Source organism: Streptomyces pseudogriseolus (assembly GCA_002154585.1).
Lineage (GTDB): Bacteria > Actinomycetota > Actinomycetes > Streptomycetales > Streptomycetaceae > Streptomyces > Streptomyces pseudogriseolus.
Genome location: MUNG01000330.1, coordinates 1 through 14,218, shown reverse-complemented (window position 1 = coordinate 14,218; position 14,218 = coordinate 1). Strand labels below are relative to the sequence as shown.

Here is a 14,218-nt window from a genome sequence, read left to right as displayed (position 1 = left end):
GCCCCGCCCCCGCCAGGCCCCCTTACTCCTCGTCCCGCAGCCTCTCCGCCAGCTCCGTCAGCGGCTCCGCCGCCTCCCCGTGACCGAGCGACGCCAGCCGCTCCACCGCCGCCCCGACGCGGCCGAGCGCCGCCGCGCGCCGCTCCAGGTAGACGCCCTCCACGACACCGGCCAGCCGCACGCACTCCGCCCACTCGGCGGCCCGCCCGGCGTCCTCACCCGGCTCCCCGATCAGCCCGAGCGCCTTCTCCAGCGCGGCCAGCGACTCCTCGTAGGCGCCTCCGTACGCGTTGACCCGCCCGTGCTCGTAGGCGAGGGCGGAGTCCAGCGGGCGGCCGTGCGCCTCGTACCCGGCGGCGCGGGCCGCGTCGGCGACCCGGCCGGCGTCGTCCAGGAAGGCGCGGGCGCCCGCGAGGCCGTCCGGGCCCTGCTGGTGCGCCTGGAGGCGGGCCAGCTCCCGCAGGGCGTTGCTGAGCATCTCGAACCGCGGGTCGCGGGCGTGGGCGGCGAGCGCCCGGTCCACGGCCTCCCGCGCCTGCTCGAACTCACCGGCCTCGCCGAGCAGCACGGCCGTCTCGGCGGCGATCATGGCGTGGCTGCCCGGGTCGTCGTCCCAGCCGGCCGACTCGGCCGCGAGGGCCACGAACTCCGCCGTGGCGGCCTTCAGGTCCTCCCCGGCGTGCAGCGCGCGGGCACGGGTCAGCCGCAGCTGGGCCACGAGCCGGTCGTCCAGCTCGCCGTTCACGACGTCCGGCTCGACGAGCAGGGAGTCGAGCAGGGCGATGCAGTCCTCGATCCTGCCCAGGTCGAGGCTGAGCTGGGCGGCGTTGCTCCAGGCGCAGAAGGCGTCGAACCGGTCGCCCGCCCGCAGGTCCAGCTCCGCCGCCCGCGTCAGATGGCGCAACGCCTCGTCGGGGCGGCCCAGATGCATGCAGGCCTGCGCCAGCTCGCCGTGCACGTTCGGGGCGTCGACCCCCTCGGCGGGCCATTCGGCGGCCAGCCGCATCGACTCGCTGAGGCTCGCGTGGGCCGTCTCCGCGTCCCCCAGGCCGAGCTGGATCTTGCCGAGCAGGGAGAGCGCGCGGGGCAGGTGCCAGGCGGGGCCGTCCGTCCGCAGCAACCCGACCAGGCCGTCCGCCTCGGCCCGCGCGGTGGGCAGGTCGCCGGACATGGCGTGCGTGGTGGCCCGCAGCAGCCGCGCGGCGGCGATCTGCCCGGTGAGGCCGTGCCGGGTGGCGACGTCGTACAGCAGCTCCGCCTCGGCGAGGACCGGGGCCACGTGCTCCTTGTCCCCGGACGCCTGGAGCCGCAGGCCGCGCGCGCTCACCCGCAGCCGCAGCAGCCGCGCCTGAAGGAACGGGGCGAGCCCGGACGCCCCCTCGTGCAGCCGCACCAGCTCCGCGTGCGCCCCGGCCAGCACGTCGGCCTGAGCGGCGGCGCGCGCCTCGGCGTCCGCACCCTCACGGCGCGTCCCCTCGGCCGCCGCACCTTCAGGACGCGCCCCCTCGCCGTCGGCCCCCACGCCGTCCGCCTCCGGCGTAACCACCTGCGCCCGCGCGAGCACCGCGCTCGCCCGGGCGAACACCGCGTGACCCGCGAGCCCCGCGTCCTCGTACAGGCCCGCGGCCTCCTCGTACAGCGCCGCCGCCTCCTCGTGCCGGTCCTTGCGGTCCGCGAGCGTCGCCTCCTCCTCCAGCAGGTCGGCGCGCAGCCGCACCAGCGGGCCCACGTCCGGGTCGTCCGGGTGGACGTAGCCGCCGGCGGCGGTGAGCTCGCGCAGCCGCGCCCAGCAGGCGTGCGCGTCCGGGTGCCCCTGCTCGTCCAGCTCCCGCGCGCGCCTGATCAGTTCGGCCGGCGACTCGGGAAGCGCCTCGGCCGGCCGGGGCGCGGCCGGGGCGGGCGCCGGGGCCACGTCGTCCAGGGTGCGCGGGCGCAGGGTCAGCTCCAGCGACTCCAGCAGCGGGGCGCGCTCCAGGCGGACGCGGCGGCGGTCGGCGTGCGCCGTGGTGCCGTTGCGGGCGTCGAAGCGGGCGGCCAGGTCGTCGGCGCGGTCGCGCACCTCCGCCCGCAGCGACGCGACCGTCCAGCTGCGGCCCGGGAACCCGGCGGCGGGCAGCTCCCCGTGGCCCAGCGCCTCCACCCGGGCGAGCAGCACCTCCACGCCCGTGAGCAGATCGAGCAGGGCCAGCGGCGAGTCCACCTCGTCGAACAGGTTCCGGTTCTCCGCCAGCAGCTCCAGGCCGCGCGCCTCGTTGCCGGTCAGCGCGCAGAACTCCAGGTGACGGCCGATCTCCCCGGCCATCGACGGGTTGCGGCGGCTGCCGCGGTAGCCCGCCAGATGCAGATGGCGCGCCTCGTCCGCGCGGCCGGTGCGCAGCAGCGGCAGCAGCGCGTACGAGACGGAGCGGGCCGGCTCCTCCTGGCAGGACTCCTTGCCCGCGAGCACCGGCTCCCAGACGCGCAGTGCCCGCTCGTCGTCGCCCGCCGCCAGGTGGTACAGGGCGCGCTCGCAGGTCTCGCACGCCTCGCAGTCGCTGAGCGCGCTGCGGGTCCGGCCCGCCCACAACTCGTAGGCGAGGTCGGTGTCCTCACCGACGTGCGCGGCGAGCTGGTAGGCCTGCCCGTAGTACGGCTGGAGGTCGAGGCCGGCCTTCTCGTAGCGGTCGCGCATCTCCGTCATCCACTGGCGCAGGCTGGCCAGCGGTATCTCGGGCAGGCTGCGCAGGGCGTTCGCGACCCACTTGAACCGCCAGAACAGCTGGTGGCGCAGACGGGCGTCGAACACGTCGGGCTGCTCGTCGAAGAGGTTCAGCAGCCGGGCGAACACCACCGGCGACTTCCGCGGCTCCGAGCCGTAGGTGTACGCCTCCTGGAGCTCCAGCAGGGCGTGGATCAGCGGGACCGGCTCGCCGAACAGCTCGGCCGCCTCGGCGAGTTCCTCGGCGGTGACGGTACGGGTGCGGCCGTAGGGGAGTCGGTCGTTCTCCCCCAGCGCCGCGTACAGCTCGTCGGTGGTCTGGGGCGGGTTCTGCATCGTCAGCTGTCCTTGCGCAGGGCGTGGGCGAGAAGGTCGAGGAAGGAGCGGTTGATCAGGCTGGACTCGGCGGGCCTGAGGGGACGCCGGGACAGCAGCGCGGCCTGCCCGTACAGGGCCTCGGCGCTGGTGCGGGCCAGCTCCGGCTCGTCGATCGCGACGGCGGTGCGCACCAGCGGGTTCAGCTGGTTGAGGATCAGCTGGGCGCGTGGTGCCTCCTGTTGCAGGGCGCCCAGGATGTCGCCCCACAGGCCGCCCTCCTGCTCACGGGCGAGCCGGGAGCGGGTGCGCTCGTGCCGGGCCTCCCGGCTGTCGACGAGGAGGGCGGGCGCGGAGGCCGGCTGGAAGGAGCGCAGCGCCACGTCGCAGTCGAACACCGCGAGGGCGTCGCGGGCCAGCGCGAGGTAGGCCGCGGCGGCCAGTTCCGTCTCCCGGTCGACCGGGTCGAGGTGCGCGGTCAGCGTCGCCGGGTCCAGGTCGGCGACGCTGACCTCCGGCCGGATCTCGGGCAGCCGGTGCACCAGTTCGCGGTCGTAGGTGTAGCCGCCGTTGACCACGCCGAGCCCGGCGGCCGACGCGATCGCCGCGACCTGCCGGAACTCCTCCACGCTGGACGTCACCAGCACGGTGCGGTGGGTGCGGGCGAACTCGTCGAGCGTGCAGTGTCCGTCGGTGGTCTCGAACGGCAGCCACGGCAGCAGCATCCGCAGGATCTCGTCGTCGTGCACGGCGAGCGACTTCACCGACAGGTGGTGCGCCTGGAGGAAGCGGTGCAGCAGCTCCGGGTCGCTGGCGGCGACCCGGGCGATCCACGCGCGCAGCCGCTCCGCCAGCGCGTCGCGCACCGCGGCCAGGGTGTCGTCCTCGTACAGGGCCTCGCGGGAGGCCGTGGGGCGCAGGCTCTCCGCGTCGACGACGCAGCGCACGAAGAACGCCCAGTCGGGCAGGATCTCCTCCGCCTGCTCCGACAGCAGCATGCCCTTGACGTGCACCCGGTGACCGTGCCGGCGCCCGGCCGGCACCGCCTCCGGCAGCACGCACGCGATGCCCTTCAGACCCACCGCCGGCAGGTCCAATTCGAGGGTGTCCAGCGGGGTGAAGCCGAACACCTCCTCGCCGTACGCGGCCAGCGCGCGGGACCGGGCGCCCGGCGTCGGGTACGTCCGCGCCCAGGGCGCCGGCTCCGGGTTGACCGGCACGGCGCTTCCGCCGGAGCCGTCGTCGAAGGTCACCGGGTGCCGCAGCAGCGACCCGAAGTGCCGTGCCAGGTGCTGGACCCGCGCGGGTGCGGTCCACTCGGCCGCGTCGGCGCGCGGGGTGAGCGTGACCGTGGTGCCGGGGGCGGGCCGCGCGGAGGCGGGCAGGGTACGCACCGTGTAGCTGCCGTCGCCGCGCCCCCGCCACTCCACGGCGGGCGCGCCGGGCGTGCGGGCGGACCGGCTGACCACGTGGATCTCGTCCGCGACCAGGAAGCAGGACAGCAGGCCAATGCCGAACTGGCCGATGAAGTCGCCGCGTTGCTCGGCGATCCCGTCGGCGCGCTTGCTGCTGCGGCCGATGGTGGCGAGGAAGGTGTGCACATCCGCCTCGGTGAGGCCGACGCCGTCGTCCTCGACGCGGACCACGGAGCGGTCGGCGTACAGCCGGATGCCGAACGACCCGGCGGGCGCGGCCGGGTCGAGGGCGTGCCGGGCGGTGAGCGCGTCCACCGCGTTCTGCATCAGTTCACGCAGGTAGACGCGGGGGCTGGAGTAGAGGTGGTGGGAGAGCAGGTCGACGAGGCCGCGCAGATCCACCTGGAAGGTGCGGTCGGCGGTGTGGTCGGGCAGGGTCATCGGCGGTCCGGGGTGTCGAGAAGGCGTGCGGTGGCGGCGGACGGGGCGAGCCGGGGCTCAGAAGGCCTTGCGGAAGCGCGCGTACGCCTTCTGCGGCTCGGACATGTACGTCCACGGCCACTCGGTGTACGCGCCCTCCAGCTCACGGAAGACGTTGGAGGCGGTGCTGCTCCCGGCCAGCGACAGGGCCATCGCGAAGATGTTGTAGTCGCCCTGCCAGCCCAGGCGGCGCTCGTAGGCGTGGTGCAGGACGCTGCGCTCCGCGGCCTGCCTCAGCTCGGTCCGGATGCGGGGGTCCTGGAGGCACGCGCTGTCGTCGGACTCCACCCACTCCTCGATGTACGCCATGGCGACCACGCAGCCGAGCCGGTGGCCGTCGGGCGCGGCGGCGAACGCCGCGCGGGCGAACTCCAGCGCCTCGCCCGGCTCACCGCCCCAGCGGGGCTGGAGCTGGGAGAGCCACGCCAGGTGGACGTCCAGGTCGAGCGGGTCGCGGCGCAGGGCGGCGTCGCGCCGGGTCTCCGCGACCGGGGAGCCGAGCGACATGCCGCGCGCGGAGGTGAGCAGCTGACGCCACGGCGTGATCCAGTCGGGGCGCAGCTCGGCGGCCTCGAGAAGCTGCCGCTCGGCGGTGTGCAGCCGCTCGTGGAAGGTGCGCCACTGCTCCTGGGAGACGTCCACGGCGCGGGCGGCGGTGCGCGCCTCCCAGCCCCAGTGGATGTGCCGCGCCCCGGAGATCAGCAGGGCCTCGGCGCGGTGCTCCTTGTCCTCCTCGACGGCGCGGACGATCCACTCCTCCAGCCCGCCGATGTCCGTGAGCTGACCGAGGACCTGGTGGTCACGGCCCAGGTCGAACGGGGCCAGCGCCTCCTTGACGCCCTCCCAGTCGCCCGCGTCGGCCGCCTCCACCAGCGCCAGCACCCGCCGGTCGCCGAGGGCGCGCAGCGGGTGGACGCCGCTCCTGCGCCGCGGGACCGGAAGGGCGTGCGGATCCGCCCCCGGTCCTTCCTCGCCCCTGCCGAACAGCTTGCCGAACATGCCGCGCCCTCCCCTGGTCCCGCGTGATCGTTCGGCGCATCATAGGGCGCACCTGTGACATCGCTTCCACAGGGTTTTCACACCGGGACCATGCCAACCCCGCAGGTGGGGCCGGTGATTACGGCAAATCCGGGCGAACGGCTGCCGTCAGCCGCGCAGTTCCGCCAGCACGGCGTCGGTGAACGGCGGCCACGCCTCGACCGCCCAAGGCCCGAACGCCCGGTCGGTGAGCGCCACGCAGGCCGCGCCCGCGTCCGGGTCGATCCACAGGAACGTGCCCGACTGGCCGAAGTGCCCGAAGGTGCGCGGCGAGGAGGAGGCGCCCGTCCAGTGCGGCGACTTGCCGTCCCGGATCTCGAAGCCGAGACCCCAGTCGTTCGGGTTCTGGTGCCCGTAGCCCGGCAGCACGCCCTTGGTGCCCGGGTACTGCACGGTCATCGCCGCGGCCACCGTCCGCGGGTCCAGCAGCCGCGGCGCCTGCACCTCGGCGGCGAACCGCAGCAGGTCCTCCACCGTGGACACGCCGTCCTTGGCGGGGGAGCCCTCCAGCGAGGTGGACGCCATGCCCAGCGGCTCCAGCACCGCCTGCCGCAGATACTCGGCGAACGGGATCTCCGTCGCCTTCTCCACGTGGTCGCCCAGCTGCTCGAACCCGGCGTTGGAGTACAGCCGCCGCGCCCCGGGCACGGAGGTGACCCGGTGCTCGTCGAAGGCGAGGCCCGAGGTGTGCGCGAGCAGGTGCCGGACCGTGGCGCCGTCCGGGCCGGCCGCCTCGTCCAGCTCGACCGCCCCCTCCTCGTACGCCACGAGCACCGCGTAGGCGGCCAGCGGCTTGGTCACCGAGGCGAGCGGGAAGCGGTGCCCGGCCGGACCGTGCGTGCCCAGGACGGTGCCGTCCGCCCGTACCACCCCCGCCGCAGCGGTGGGAACCGGCCAGTTCTCGATCGACGCGAGGCTCTTCAGCGACATGCCGACGAGCCTAGGCGCTCACAGCCTGAGCTCCAGCAAGGGGTCCGGCTTGGGCGTGAACCCCAGCGACCGGTACAGCGGCTCCGCCTCCGGGCTCGTGGTCAGCCGCACCCGCCGGGCGCCCCGCTCCCGGAACCACTCCAGCAGCGCGCCCATGCAGGCGCGCGCGTAGCCGCGGCGGCGCGCGTCCGGGTCGGTGGCGACGCTGAAGACGTAGCCGTCGGTGCCGTGCGGGTCGTGCGCGCCGCCGATGCGGTACTCGACCGTGCCGGCCACCAGCGCCGCGAGGGCGCCCGGCCGCTCGGGGTGGTCCACGACGAACGCGGCGAAGGAGCCGTCCTTCGCCAGCCGCTCGCGCAGGACCGGCAGGGACTCGGCGTGCCACGCGGTGGACGGGTCGGACCGGGCCATCGAGTCGATCATCACCTGGCGCAGACGCAGCACTTCCGCCGCGTCGTCGGGTGTCGCTCGGCGTGCAGGGCTCATGCCCGCACGGTAGCCGGGGAATCCCGACACGACCGCCCGTTTCTCACCGGCAGCGCTTGCCTGGAGCGCACTCCAAGGATCTAGCGTGGACGCCATGACGGTGACGGAGATTACGGACACCAGGAGCGACACCTGCGCCGGACCCCCGCAAGGCGACCGGCGGCCGGACGGCAAGGACAAGTACACGATCAGCGAGGTGGCCGCCCTCACCGGGCTGACCGCGCACACCCTGCGCTGGTACGAGCGCATCGGGCTCATGCCGCACATCGACCGCTCCCACACCGGGCAGCGGCGCTACACCAACCGCGACCTCGACTGGCTCGCCCTGGTCGGCAAGCTCCGCCTGACCGGCATGCCGGTCGCCGACATGGTGCGCTACGCCGAACTCGTCCGGGCCGGCGACCACACGTACGCCGAGCGCTTCGAGCTGCTCAAGGCGACCCGCGAGGACGTGCTGGCCCGCATCGCCGAACTCCAGGGCACCCTCGCCGTCCTGGACCGCAAGATCAGCTTCTACGCGGACGCCGGGCGCGCCCTGGCCTCGGAGAGGGCATGATGACCGACCACACCGTCCCGACGACGACGCTGGGCGCCGGCGGCCCCGAGGTGGGCGTGCAGGGCCTCGGCTGCATGGGCATGAGCTTCGCCTACGGCCCCGCCGACGCGGACGCCTCCCGGGCGGCCCTGGAACGCGCCCTGGAGCGGGGCGTCACCCTCTACGACACGGCCGACGCGTACGGCGCGGGCGACAACGAGCGGTTCCTCGCCCCGTTCCTCGCGGCGCACCGCGACGAGGTGCTGATCGCCACCAAGTTCGCCCTGTCGATCCCGCCGGACGACCCGACCCGGCGCATCGTCCGCAACGACCCGCCGTACATCCGGCAGGCCGTCGAGGCGAGCCTGCGCCGCCTGGACGTCGACGTCATCGACCTCTACTACATGCACCGGCGCGACGTGAACGTGCCGATCGAGGAGACCGTCGGCGTCATGGCCGAGCTGGTCCGTGAGGGCAAGGTGAAGCAGCTGGGCCTCAGCGAGGTGACGGCCGCCGAGCTGCGCGCCGCGCACGCCGTGCACCCGATCGCCGCCGTGCAGTCGGAGTGGTCGCTGTTCAGCCGGGACATCGAGGCCGCCGTGGTGCCGGCCGCGCGCGACCTGGGCGTCACCCTCGTCCCGTACTCGCCGCTCGGGCGCGGCTTCCTCACCGGCGCCTTCACCGACGCCTCGAAGGACCTCACGCAGGACGACTTCCGCCGGACGATGCCGCGCTTCACCGGCGACAACGCGGCGGCCAACGCGGCCCTGCTGGAGCCGGTCCGCACGGTCGCCGAGTCCCACGGCGCGACCCCCGCGCAGATCGCCCTGGCCTGGGTCCACCAGCAGGCGACGGTCCGTGACCTCCCGGTCGTCCCCATCCCCGGCACCCGCAGCCCGTCCCGCGTCGACGAGAACACGGCGGCCACCCGCATCACGCTGACGGAGTCCGACCTGGCCCTGCTCGACCCGATCGCGGACAAGGTGGCGGGCACGCGCTACGCGGACATGTCGTTCACGTCGGCAGGACGGGAGTAGAAGGCGCCCCGAAGGGGCGCGGGGAACTGCGCGCCAAGCCCCCGCCCACCCGCAGGAACCCTCAGAGCTCGGCGAGCAACTCCGCCTTCTTGGACGAGAACTCCTCATCCGTCACCAGACCCGCCTGGTGCAACTCCCCAAGATGCCGGATCCGCTCGGCGATGTCCGCGGGATCGCGCCGGCCGGACGCCACACCCCCCGCGCCCGCCGCAGGCGATATCGCCGGCACGGCCGAGCAGTCCCGCACCGCGGCCAGCACCGCCGCCGCGAACGGCAGCGACTCGTGCACGGGCCCGTACCCGAGCCCGAACACCACCGCGGCGGGGTCCTGGTCGGCCTGCGCCGGGGCCGGCACCGCCGTGTCCCGGCGCAGCAGCCGCAGATGACCCTCGAACACCTCGGGCGAACGCCACTCCACCCCGCTCAGCTCGGCGACGGGGAAGCGTTGGTCGCCGGCCTTCCACTTCGCCGAGGACGCCCCCGTCCAGAACCAGCGGAACGCCACCGACGTGCCGTCGAAGACCGCCTTGCCGTCGTACGCCTTGAACTGGAGCGGCGCCTCGGGCGCGGCCACCAGGTGGCGTTCGGCGGGGCCCGACTCGGTGAGCTGCTCGCGCAGTTCGTCGGCGTAGTACTCGGCGAGCGTCTCCCGTTCGGCGGGCAGCACCAGCCGGTAGGGGTCGCTGCTCTCCTTCAACTGCCCGGCGGCCGCCTCCATCAGCGGGTCCGCACCCGGCCGGGGCTCCAGTCGCAGGACGACGGTGCCGCGCTTGCCGGGCGAGAGGGTCACGCCCTCGATCGCCTCCAGCGGCACCCGCCGTTCCCCGAGCGCCTGGAACAGCTTGGGTGTTCGAATCCCTCGTACGTAACGGATGAGCACGGAGTCGGACTCGAACTCCCAGGCGGCATGAAATCCGGCCAGTACGTCACCCATGCGGCTCATCGTATGCGGCACGAGCTTCTCCGTCCCCTCCCCACGCATACCGCAGTATCTCCGCTTCTACGCGCGTCCGGTAGGGGTCGTACCGGACAAACCCGCCAGACAGATGTCGTTCCGCCGCGCACACGACACCGCCGTGTATGCGCCAACCCCGATGCCCGCGAAGTTGCGCAGGCTGTCCGTGCCGGGCACGAAGTACCCGGCGTGCCCCTTGGCGTCACGGGCCGACAGCACGCGCGCGCCGAACCCGTCGGCCACCGGGTCGGCCCCGTGGCCCAGTCCGCCGAGCTCCAGGTGGGGCACGTCCTGGATCCAGTCGTCGGCGTCCCGCATCGCCCACACCCGCGCGGTGGTGCGCAGTTGGGAGGCGTGCTCCACCCGCATCCCCGGGCTGCCGGCCACGGCGATGTCCGACACCCGCTCCGGCAGTCCGGGCGCGGCCACCCCGCAGACCACCGAGCCGTAGCTGTGGCAGAACAGCGAGACCGGGGCGAGGCCGGGCAGCCCCCGCACCAGCGCGTCCAGCCGGTCCGCGCCCTCCTCCGCGCGCATCGCCGTGGCCGCGTCCATGCCGAGCCCGCTGGGCGCGGTGTAGTCGGCCCAGGCGATGACGGCCGTGCGGGTCCCGGGATCGGCCCGCCGCTCGGCCTTGTAGAGCGACTTGGCCATGCCCGCGGGAGCGGAGTGCCGGCGCTCGGTGCGCTGGAAGGTGAGCAGGTCGGTGTCGACGCCGGGGACGACCACCGACACCCGCTCGGCGCGGCGCAGGTCGCCGAAGACCTCGGCGACGCGCCCGGCGCCCGCCGGGTTGAAGGCGAGGATGCGCCGGCCCGGCCGCATCAGCGCCTCGATGCGGTCCATCCTGCGGGCCGCCTGCGCCTGGCCGTCGGGCGTGAGCCGGCTGTCGTGCACCCGTCTGAGCTCCGTCTCGCGGGCCTCGGCCAGCGCGATCCGGTTGGCGCGGTAGCGCAGTTCGACCGGCGCGCCGTTCATGTTGCCGACCGCCAGCGGGAAGCGCTCGGCGAGCCGGAGCCGCTGCGCGGCGGTGAGCGAGGCGAAGAACCGGGCCAGTCGCGTCGGCGCCGACTGCGGGTCGGGCAGCCGCTTCCCGGCCACCCGGCCGTCCTCCCACGCCGCGAGCGAGGCCTGGAGGGGAGCGGGGTGGCGCTGGTGGCGCAGCGCCGTCCAGCCGGTGGTCGCCAGCATCACGAAGACCACGGCGAGCGCCAGCAGCGCCCGCCACACGTTCAGCTGGGGGGAGGTGTCGAAGGAAGTCACTGGGAGGACACACTAGGAGAACGAGAGTGTCTCGCGGGAATCCAGTGACCGGGATCACGTTTCGTGGGGCCGATTCAGGGATGCATCCGTACGCCAGTTCGCGGCGAGGGCCGGCCCGACATGGTCCAGGCAGGTCCGCATCAGCTCCCGGAGCGCCTCCTCGCTCAGGTCGTCGCCGGCCGACCAGAGCCGCTCCGCCACCCGGATCACCCCGCCGAACGCGGCCACCAGGATGCGCGGCCGCGGATCGGAGTCGACGTCCACCCCCTCGCGTGCGGCGATGATGGCCGCCAGCTCCTCCTCCAGCTCCGCCGACCGGCGCAGATGCGCGGCGAGCAGCGCGGGCGTCGACTCGATGACCCGGTACACCCGCATGTGCAGCTCCATCGGCACGAGCCGGCCGACGGCCTCGCCGATGGCGTCCCAGCTGTCCAGCACGGCCCGGCGCAGCGCCTCCAGCGGCGCCTCGTCGCGCGGGCGGGCCCGCACGGCCTCGGTGATCCGCTGCTCCGCCAGTCCCGGGACGAAGAGCGCCACCTCCTCCTTGCTGGCGAAGTAGCGGAAGAAGGTGCGCTGGGAGACGTCCACGGCCGCAGCGATGTCGTCGACCGTCGTGCCGTCGTACCCGCGGGTGACGATGAGGTCCAGGGCGGCCCGGACCAGGGCGTCCCGGGTCTGCTGCTTCTTGCGCTCGCGCAGACCCGGCCGTGGCAGCGCGCCCACGACGGTCCTGACCGTGTCCATGGCTCCTCCTTGAACCGTTCGCCCAGTTCAGGCTATGGGCGCATGTCCTGTCAGTTACTGACCGGTGAAATGGTTTGTCAAGTGTCAGCGGCTGACACTAGCCTCGAACGTATGACTAGTCAGACCACCCTCGACAAGGCGGGACAGGGGGACGGCCCGCCGGCCGGCCCGTCGGAGGCGACGCCCGGCAAGGGGCTGCGCGGACACCCCTGGTTCACGCTGTTCACCGTCGCCGTGGGCGTGATGATGGTGGCCCTGGACGGCACCATCGTGGCCATCGCCAACCCGGCCATCGCCAGCGACCTCGGCGCCACGCTCGCCGACGTCCAGTGGATCACCAACGCGTACTTCCTCGCCCTCGCGGTGTCCCTGATCACCGCGGGCAAGCTCGGCGACCGCTTCGGCCACCGGCAGACCTTCCTCATCGGCGTGGTCGGCTTCGCCGCCGCCTCCGGGGCGATCGGCCTGTCCGACAGCATCACGCTCGTCATCGTCTTCCGGGTTCTCCAGGGCCTGTTCGGCGCGCTGCTGATGCCGGCCGCGCTCGGCCTGCTGCGGGCCACGTTCCCCGCCGAGAAGCTCAACATGGCCATCGGCATCTGGGGCATGGTCATCGGCGCCTCCACCGCCGGCGGCCCGATCCTCGGCGGCGTCCTCGTCGAGCACGTCAGCTGGCAGTCGGTGTTCTTCATCAACGTGCCCGTCGGCGTCCTCGCCGTCGCGCTCGGCGTGTGGATCCTGCTCGACCACCGTGCGGAGAACGCGCCGCGCTCCTTCGACATCCCCGGCATCGCCCTGCTGTCCGGCGCGATGTTCTGCCTCGTGTGGGCGCTCATCAAGGCGCCCGAATGGGGCTGGGGCGACGGCAGGACCTGGGCGTTCATCGCCGCCTCGGTGGTCGGCTTCGTCGCCTTCGCCTTCTGGGAGACGAAGGTGCGGGAGCCGCTGATCCCGCTCGGCCTGTTCCGCTCCGTCCCGCTGTCCGCGGGCGTGGTGCTGATGGTCCTCATGGCCATCGCCTTCATGGGCGGCCTGTTCTTCGTCACCTTCTACCTCCAGAACGTGCACGGCCTCAGCCCGGTCGACGCCGGTCTGCACCTGCTGCCGCTCACCGGCATGATGATCGTCGGCTCCCCGCTCGCGGGCGTGGCGATCACCAAGGTCGGCCCGCGGATCCCGCTGGCGGGCGGCATGGCCTGCACCGCGCTCGCCATGTACGGCATCTCCACGCTGGAGAAGAGCACCGGCAGCCTCACCATGTCGGTCTGGTTCGCGCTGCTCGGCCTCGGCCTCGCCCCCGTCATGGTCGGCGCCACCGAGGTCATCGTGGGCAACGCGCCGCTGGAGCTCTCCGGTGTGGCCGGCGGTCTCCAGCAGTCCGCGATGCAGGTCGGCGGCAGCCTCGGCACCGCCGTGCTGGGCGCCGTGATGGCCTCCAAGGTGGACGGCGACCTGCCGGACAACTGGGCGAAGGCCGGGCTCCCGCCGCTGACGCCGGAACAGACCGGCGCCGCGTCCCAGGCGGTCCAGGTCGGCGTGCCTCCGGTGGCCAAGGGCACTCCCGAGGCGATCGCCGCGAAGATCACCGACGTCGCCCACGACACCTTCATCTCCGGCATGAGCCTGGCGTCGCTGGTCGCCGCCGGGGTCGCAGCGGTCGCCGTCTTCGTCGCGCTGCTCACCAAGCGCGGTGAGAACGCGGAGGCGGGCGCGGGCGTCGGCCACATCTGACGTCCCGTGAGGACCGCCGCGTAGCGCCGCCGGAGGGGTGCGGCGGGCCGCGGCGGTCATCCGCCGTACGCACAAGGGGAATTCAGGACGGAAGCGGGGGTACCCGCCATGTCAACCAACCCATCAGGGAGTTGATGATGGCGAGCTTCGGACACGGAACGCGCAGGAACCCTCGGGCCAGTGGCCGGACGTGGTCACGGTCCGGGCCGGATCGCGCGACGCTCGGGATCATCGGAGCCATCTGCGCCGTCGCCGGTTTCTTCGTACTGGGCATCATCCTGGGCCCGGTGGCGATGGTGTGCGGCTGGCTGGCGATGGGCCGCAGCTGGGCGGGCTCCCGCTCGGTGCCTGCCCTGATCGCACTGGTCCTCGGCGCGATCGACACGCTCCTGGCCATCGTCTGGCTGGCCGGGACAGGCGGCATGGGGACCGGCATGCTCTGACCCGGTGGACAGCAGCAGTGAGGGGGCCTCCGGCGAAACAGCCGGAGGCCCCCTCACTGCTGCAGCTCGGCCCCACAGGGCACGCGGTGATGTTCCCCGCGCTTCCGGGCCGGCGGTGGGACAGCCACCCAGGGGCGCGGGGAACTGC

The 14,218-nt window shown here is 73.8% G+C and carries 12 protein-coding genes; 4 read left to right on the top strand and 8 right to left on the bottom strand.

Features of this window, described 5'->3' with window-relative positions:
- Positions 1-22 precede the first annotated feature (22 nt).
- From CCN29_RS26185 to CCN29_RS26165, 5 genes are all read right to left on the bottom strand, one after another.
- Positions 23-3,034 (bottom strand): tetratricopeptide repeat protein, encoded by a 3,012-nt coding sequence (locus CCN29_RS26185; RefSeq protein WP_031018712.1) that lies wholly within the window; start codon positions 3,032-3,034, stop codon positions 23-25.
- A gap of 2 nt (positions 3,035-3,036) precedes the next feature.
- On the bottom strand, positions 3,037-4,869 hold the full coding sequence (locus tag CCN29_RS26180) for an HSP90 family protein (RefSeq protein WP_031018710.1): 1,833 nt from the start codon (positions 4,867-4,869) through the stop codon (positions 3,037-3,039).
- Positions 4,870-4,926: 57 nt separating this feature from the next.
- The gene (locus CCN29_RS26175; RefSeq protein WP_031018708.1) at positions 4,927-5,907 is read right to left on the bottom strand and encodes a hypothetical protein; all 981 of its coding nucleotides are present in this window, start codon (positions 5,905-5,907) and stop codon (positions 4,927-4,929) included.
- Between the two features lie 147 nt (positions 5,908-6,054).
- Positions 6,055-6,876 (bottom strand): serine hydrolase domain-containing protein, encoded by an 822-nt coding sequence (locus tag CCN29_RS26170; protein ID WP_031018707.1) that lies wholly within the window; start codon positions 6,874-6,876, stop codon positions 6,055-6,057.
- Between the two features lie 18 nt (positions 6,877-6,894).
- Positions 6,895-7,362: a GNAT family N-acetyltransferase gene (locus tag CCN29_RS26165; protein WP_086684943.1), complete on the bottom strand. Its 468-nt coding sequence runs from the start codon at positions 7,360-7,362 to the stop codon at positions 6,895-6,897.
- Between the two features lie 94 nt (positions 7,363-7,456).
- Between CCN29_RS26165 and CCN29_RS26160 the strand changes: the two genes are divergently transcribed.
- Positions 7,457-7,918 carry a MerR family transcriptional regulator gene (locus tag CCN29_RS26160; RefSeq protein ID WP_031059923.1) on the top strand — a complete coding sequence of 154 codons (462 nt, stop codon included), beginning with the start codon at positions 7,457-7,459 and terminating at the stop codon, positions 7,916-7,918.
- The gene (locus CCN29_RS26155) at positions 7,918-8,934 is read left to right on the top strand and encodes an aldo/keto reductase (RefSeq protein ID WP_031018700.1); all 1,017 of its coding nucleotides are present in this window, start codon (positions 7,918-7,920) and stop codon (positions 8,932-8,934) included. The genes CCN29_RS26160 and CCN29_RS26155 overlap by 1 nt, the downstream gene beginning before the upstream one ends.
- A 61-nt stretch (positions 8,935-8,995) precedes the next feature.
- Here CCN29_RS26155 and CCN29_RS26150 read toward each other — a convergent pair whose 3' ends face one another.
- The 3 genes from CCN29_RS26150 to CCN29_RS26140 form a co-directional block, all read right to left on the bottom strand.
- Positions 8,996-9,868, bottom strand: a complete 873-nt coding sequence (locus CCN29_RS26150; RefSeq protein WP_086684940.1) for a DUF4429 domain-containing protein — start codon at positions 9,866-9,868, stop codon at positions 8,996-8,998.
- A 66-nt stretch (positions 9,869-9,934) separates the two neighbouring features.
- Positions 9,935-11,152, bottom strand: a complete 1,218-nt coding sequence (locus tag CCN29_RS26145) for an alpha/beta hydrolase (protein ID WP_031018696.1) — start codon at positions 11,150-11,152, stop codon at positions 9,935-9,937.
- Positions 11,153-11,206: 54 nt separating this feature from the next.
- On the bottom strand, positions 11,207-11,896 hold the full coding sequence (locus tag CCN29_RS26140) for a TetR family transcriptional regulator (RefSeq protein WP_086684937.1): 690 nt from the start codon (positions 11,894-11,896) through the stop codon (positions 11,207-11,209).
- A 111-nt stretch (positions 11,897-12,007) separates the two neighbouring features.
- On the opposite strand from CCN29_RS26140, the gene CCN29_RS26135 reads away from it, so the two are divergent.
- Positions 12,008-13,627 (top strand): MFS transporter, encoded by a 1,620-nt coding sequence (locus CCN29_RS26135; RefSeq protein WP_031018693.1) that lies wholly within the window; start codon positions 12,008-12,010, stop codon positions 13,625-13,627.
- 134 nt (positions 13,628-13,761) lie between these two features.
- Positions 13,762-14,070 carry a hypothetical protein gene (locus CCN29_RS26130; RefSeq protein ID WP_031018691.1) on the top strand — a complete coding sequence of 103 codons (309 nt, stop codon included), beginning with the start codon at positions 13,762-13,764 and terminating at the stop codon, positions 14,068-14,070.
- The last annotated feature ends 148 nt before the right edge of the window (positions 14,071-14,218 follow it).

Coding starts and splice junctions, on each gene's coding strand:
- CCN29_RS26180 (WP_031018710.1), bottom strand. CDS start 4,869: ATGACCCTGCCCGACCACACCGCCGACCGCACCTTCCAGGTGGATCTG.
- CCN29_RS26160 (WP_031059923.1), top strand. CDS start 7,457: ATGACGGTGACGGAGATTACGGACACCAGGAGCGACACCTGCGCCGGA.
- CCN29_RS26185 (WP_031018712.1), bottom strand. CDS start 3,034: ATGCAGAACCCGCCCCAGACCACCGACGAGCTGTACGCGGCGCTGGGG.
- CCN29_RS26130 (WP_031018691.1), top strand. CDS start 13,762: ATGATGGCGAGCTTCGGACACGGAACGCGCAGGAACCCTCGGGCCAGT.
- CCN29_RS26155 (WP_031018700.1), top strand. CDS start 7,918: ATGACCGACCACACCGTCCCGACGACGACGCTGGGCGCCGGCGGCCCC.
- CCN29_RS26135 (WP_031018693.1), top strand. CDS start 12,008: ATGACTAGTCAGACCACCCTCGACAAGGCGGGACAGGGGGACGGCCCG.
- CCN29_RS26175 (WP_031018708.1), bottom strand. CDS start 5,907: ATGTTCGGCAAGCTGTTCGGCAGGGGCGAGGAAGGACCGGGGGCGGAT.
- CCN29_RS26165 (WP_086684943.1), bottom strand. CDS start 7,362: ATGAGCCCTGCACGCCGAGCGACACCCGACGACGCGGCGGAAGTGCTG.
- CCN29_RS26150 (WP_086684940.1), bottom strand. CDS start 9,868: ATGGGTGACGTACTGGCCGGATTTCATGCCGCCTGGGAGTTCGAGTCC.
- CCN29_RS26140 (WP_086684937.1), bottom strand. CDS start 11,896: ATGGACACGGTCAGGACCGTCGTGGGCGCGCTGCCACGGCCGGGTCTG.
- CCN29_RS26170 (WP_031018707.1), bottom strand. CDS start 6,876: ATGTCGCTGAAGAGCCTCGCGTCGATCGAGAACTGGCCGGTTCCCACC.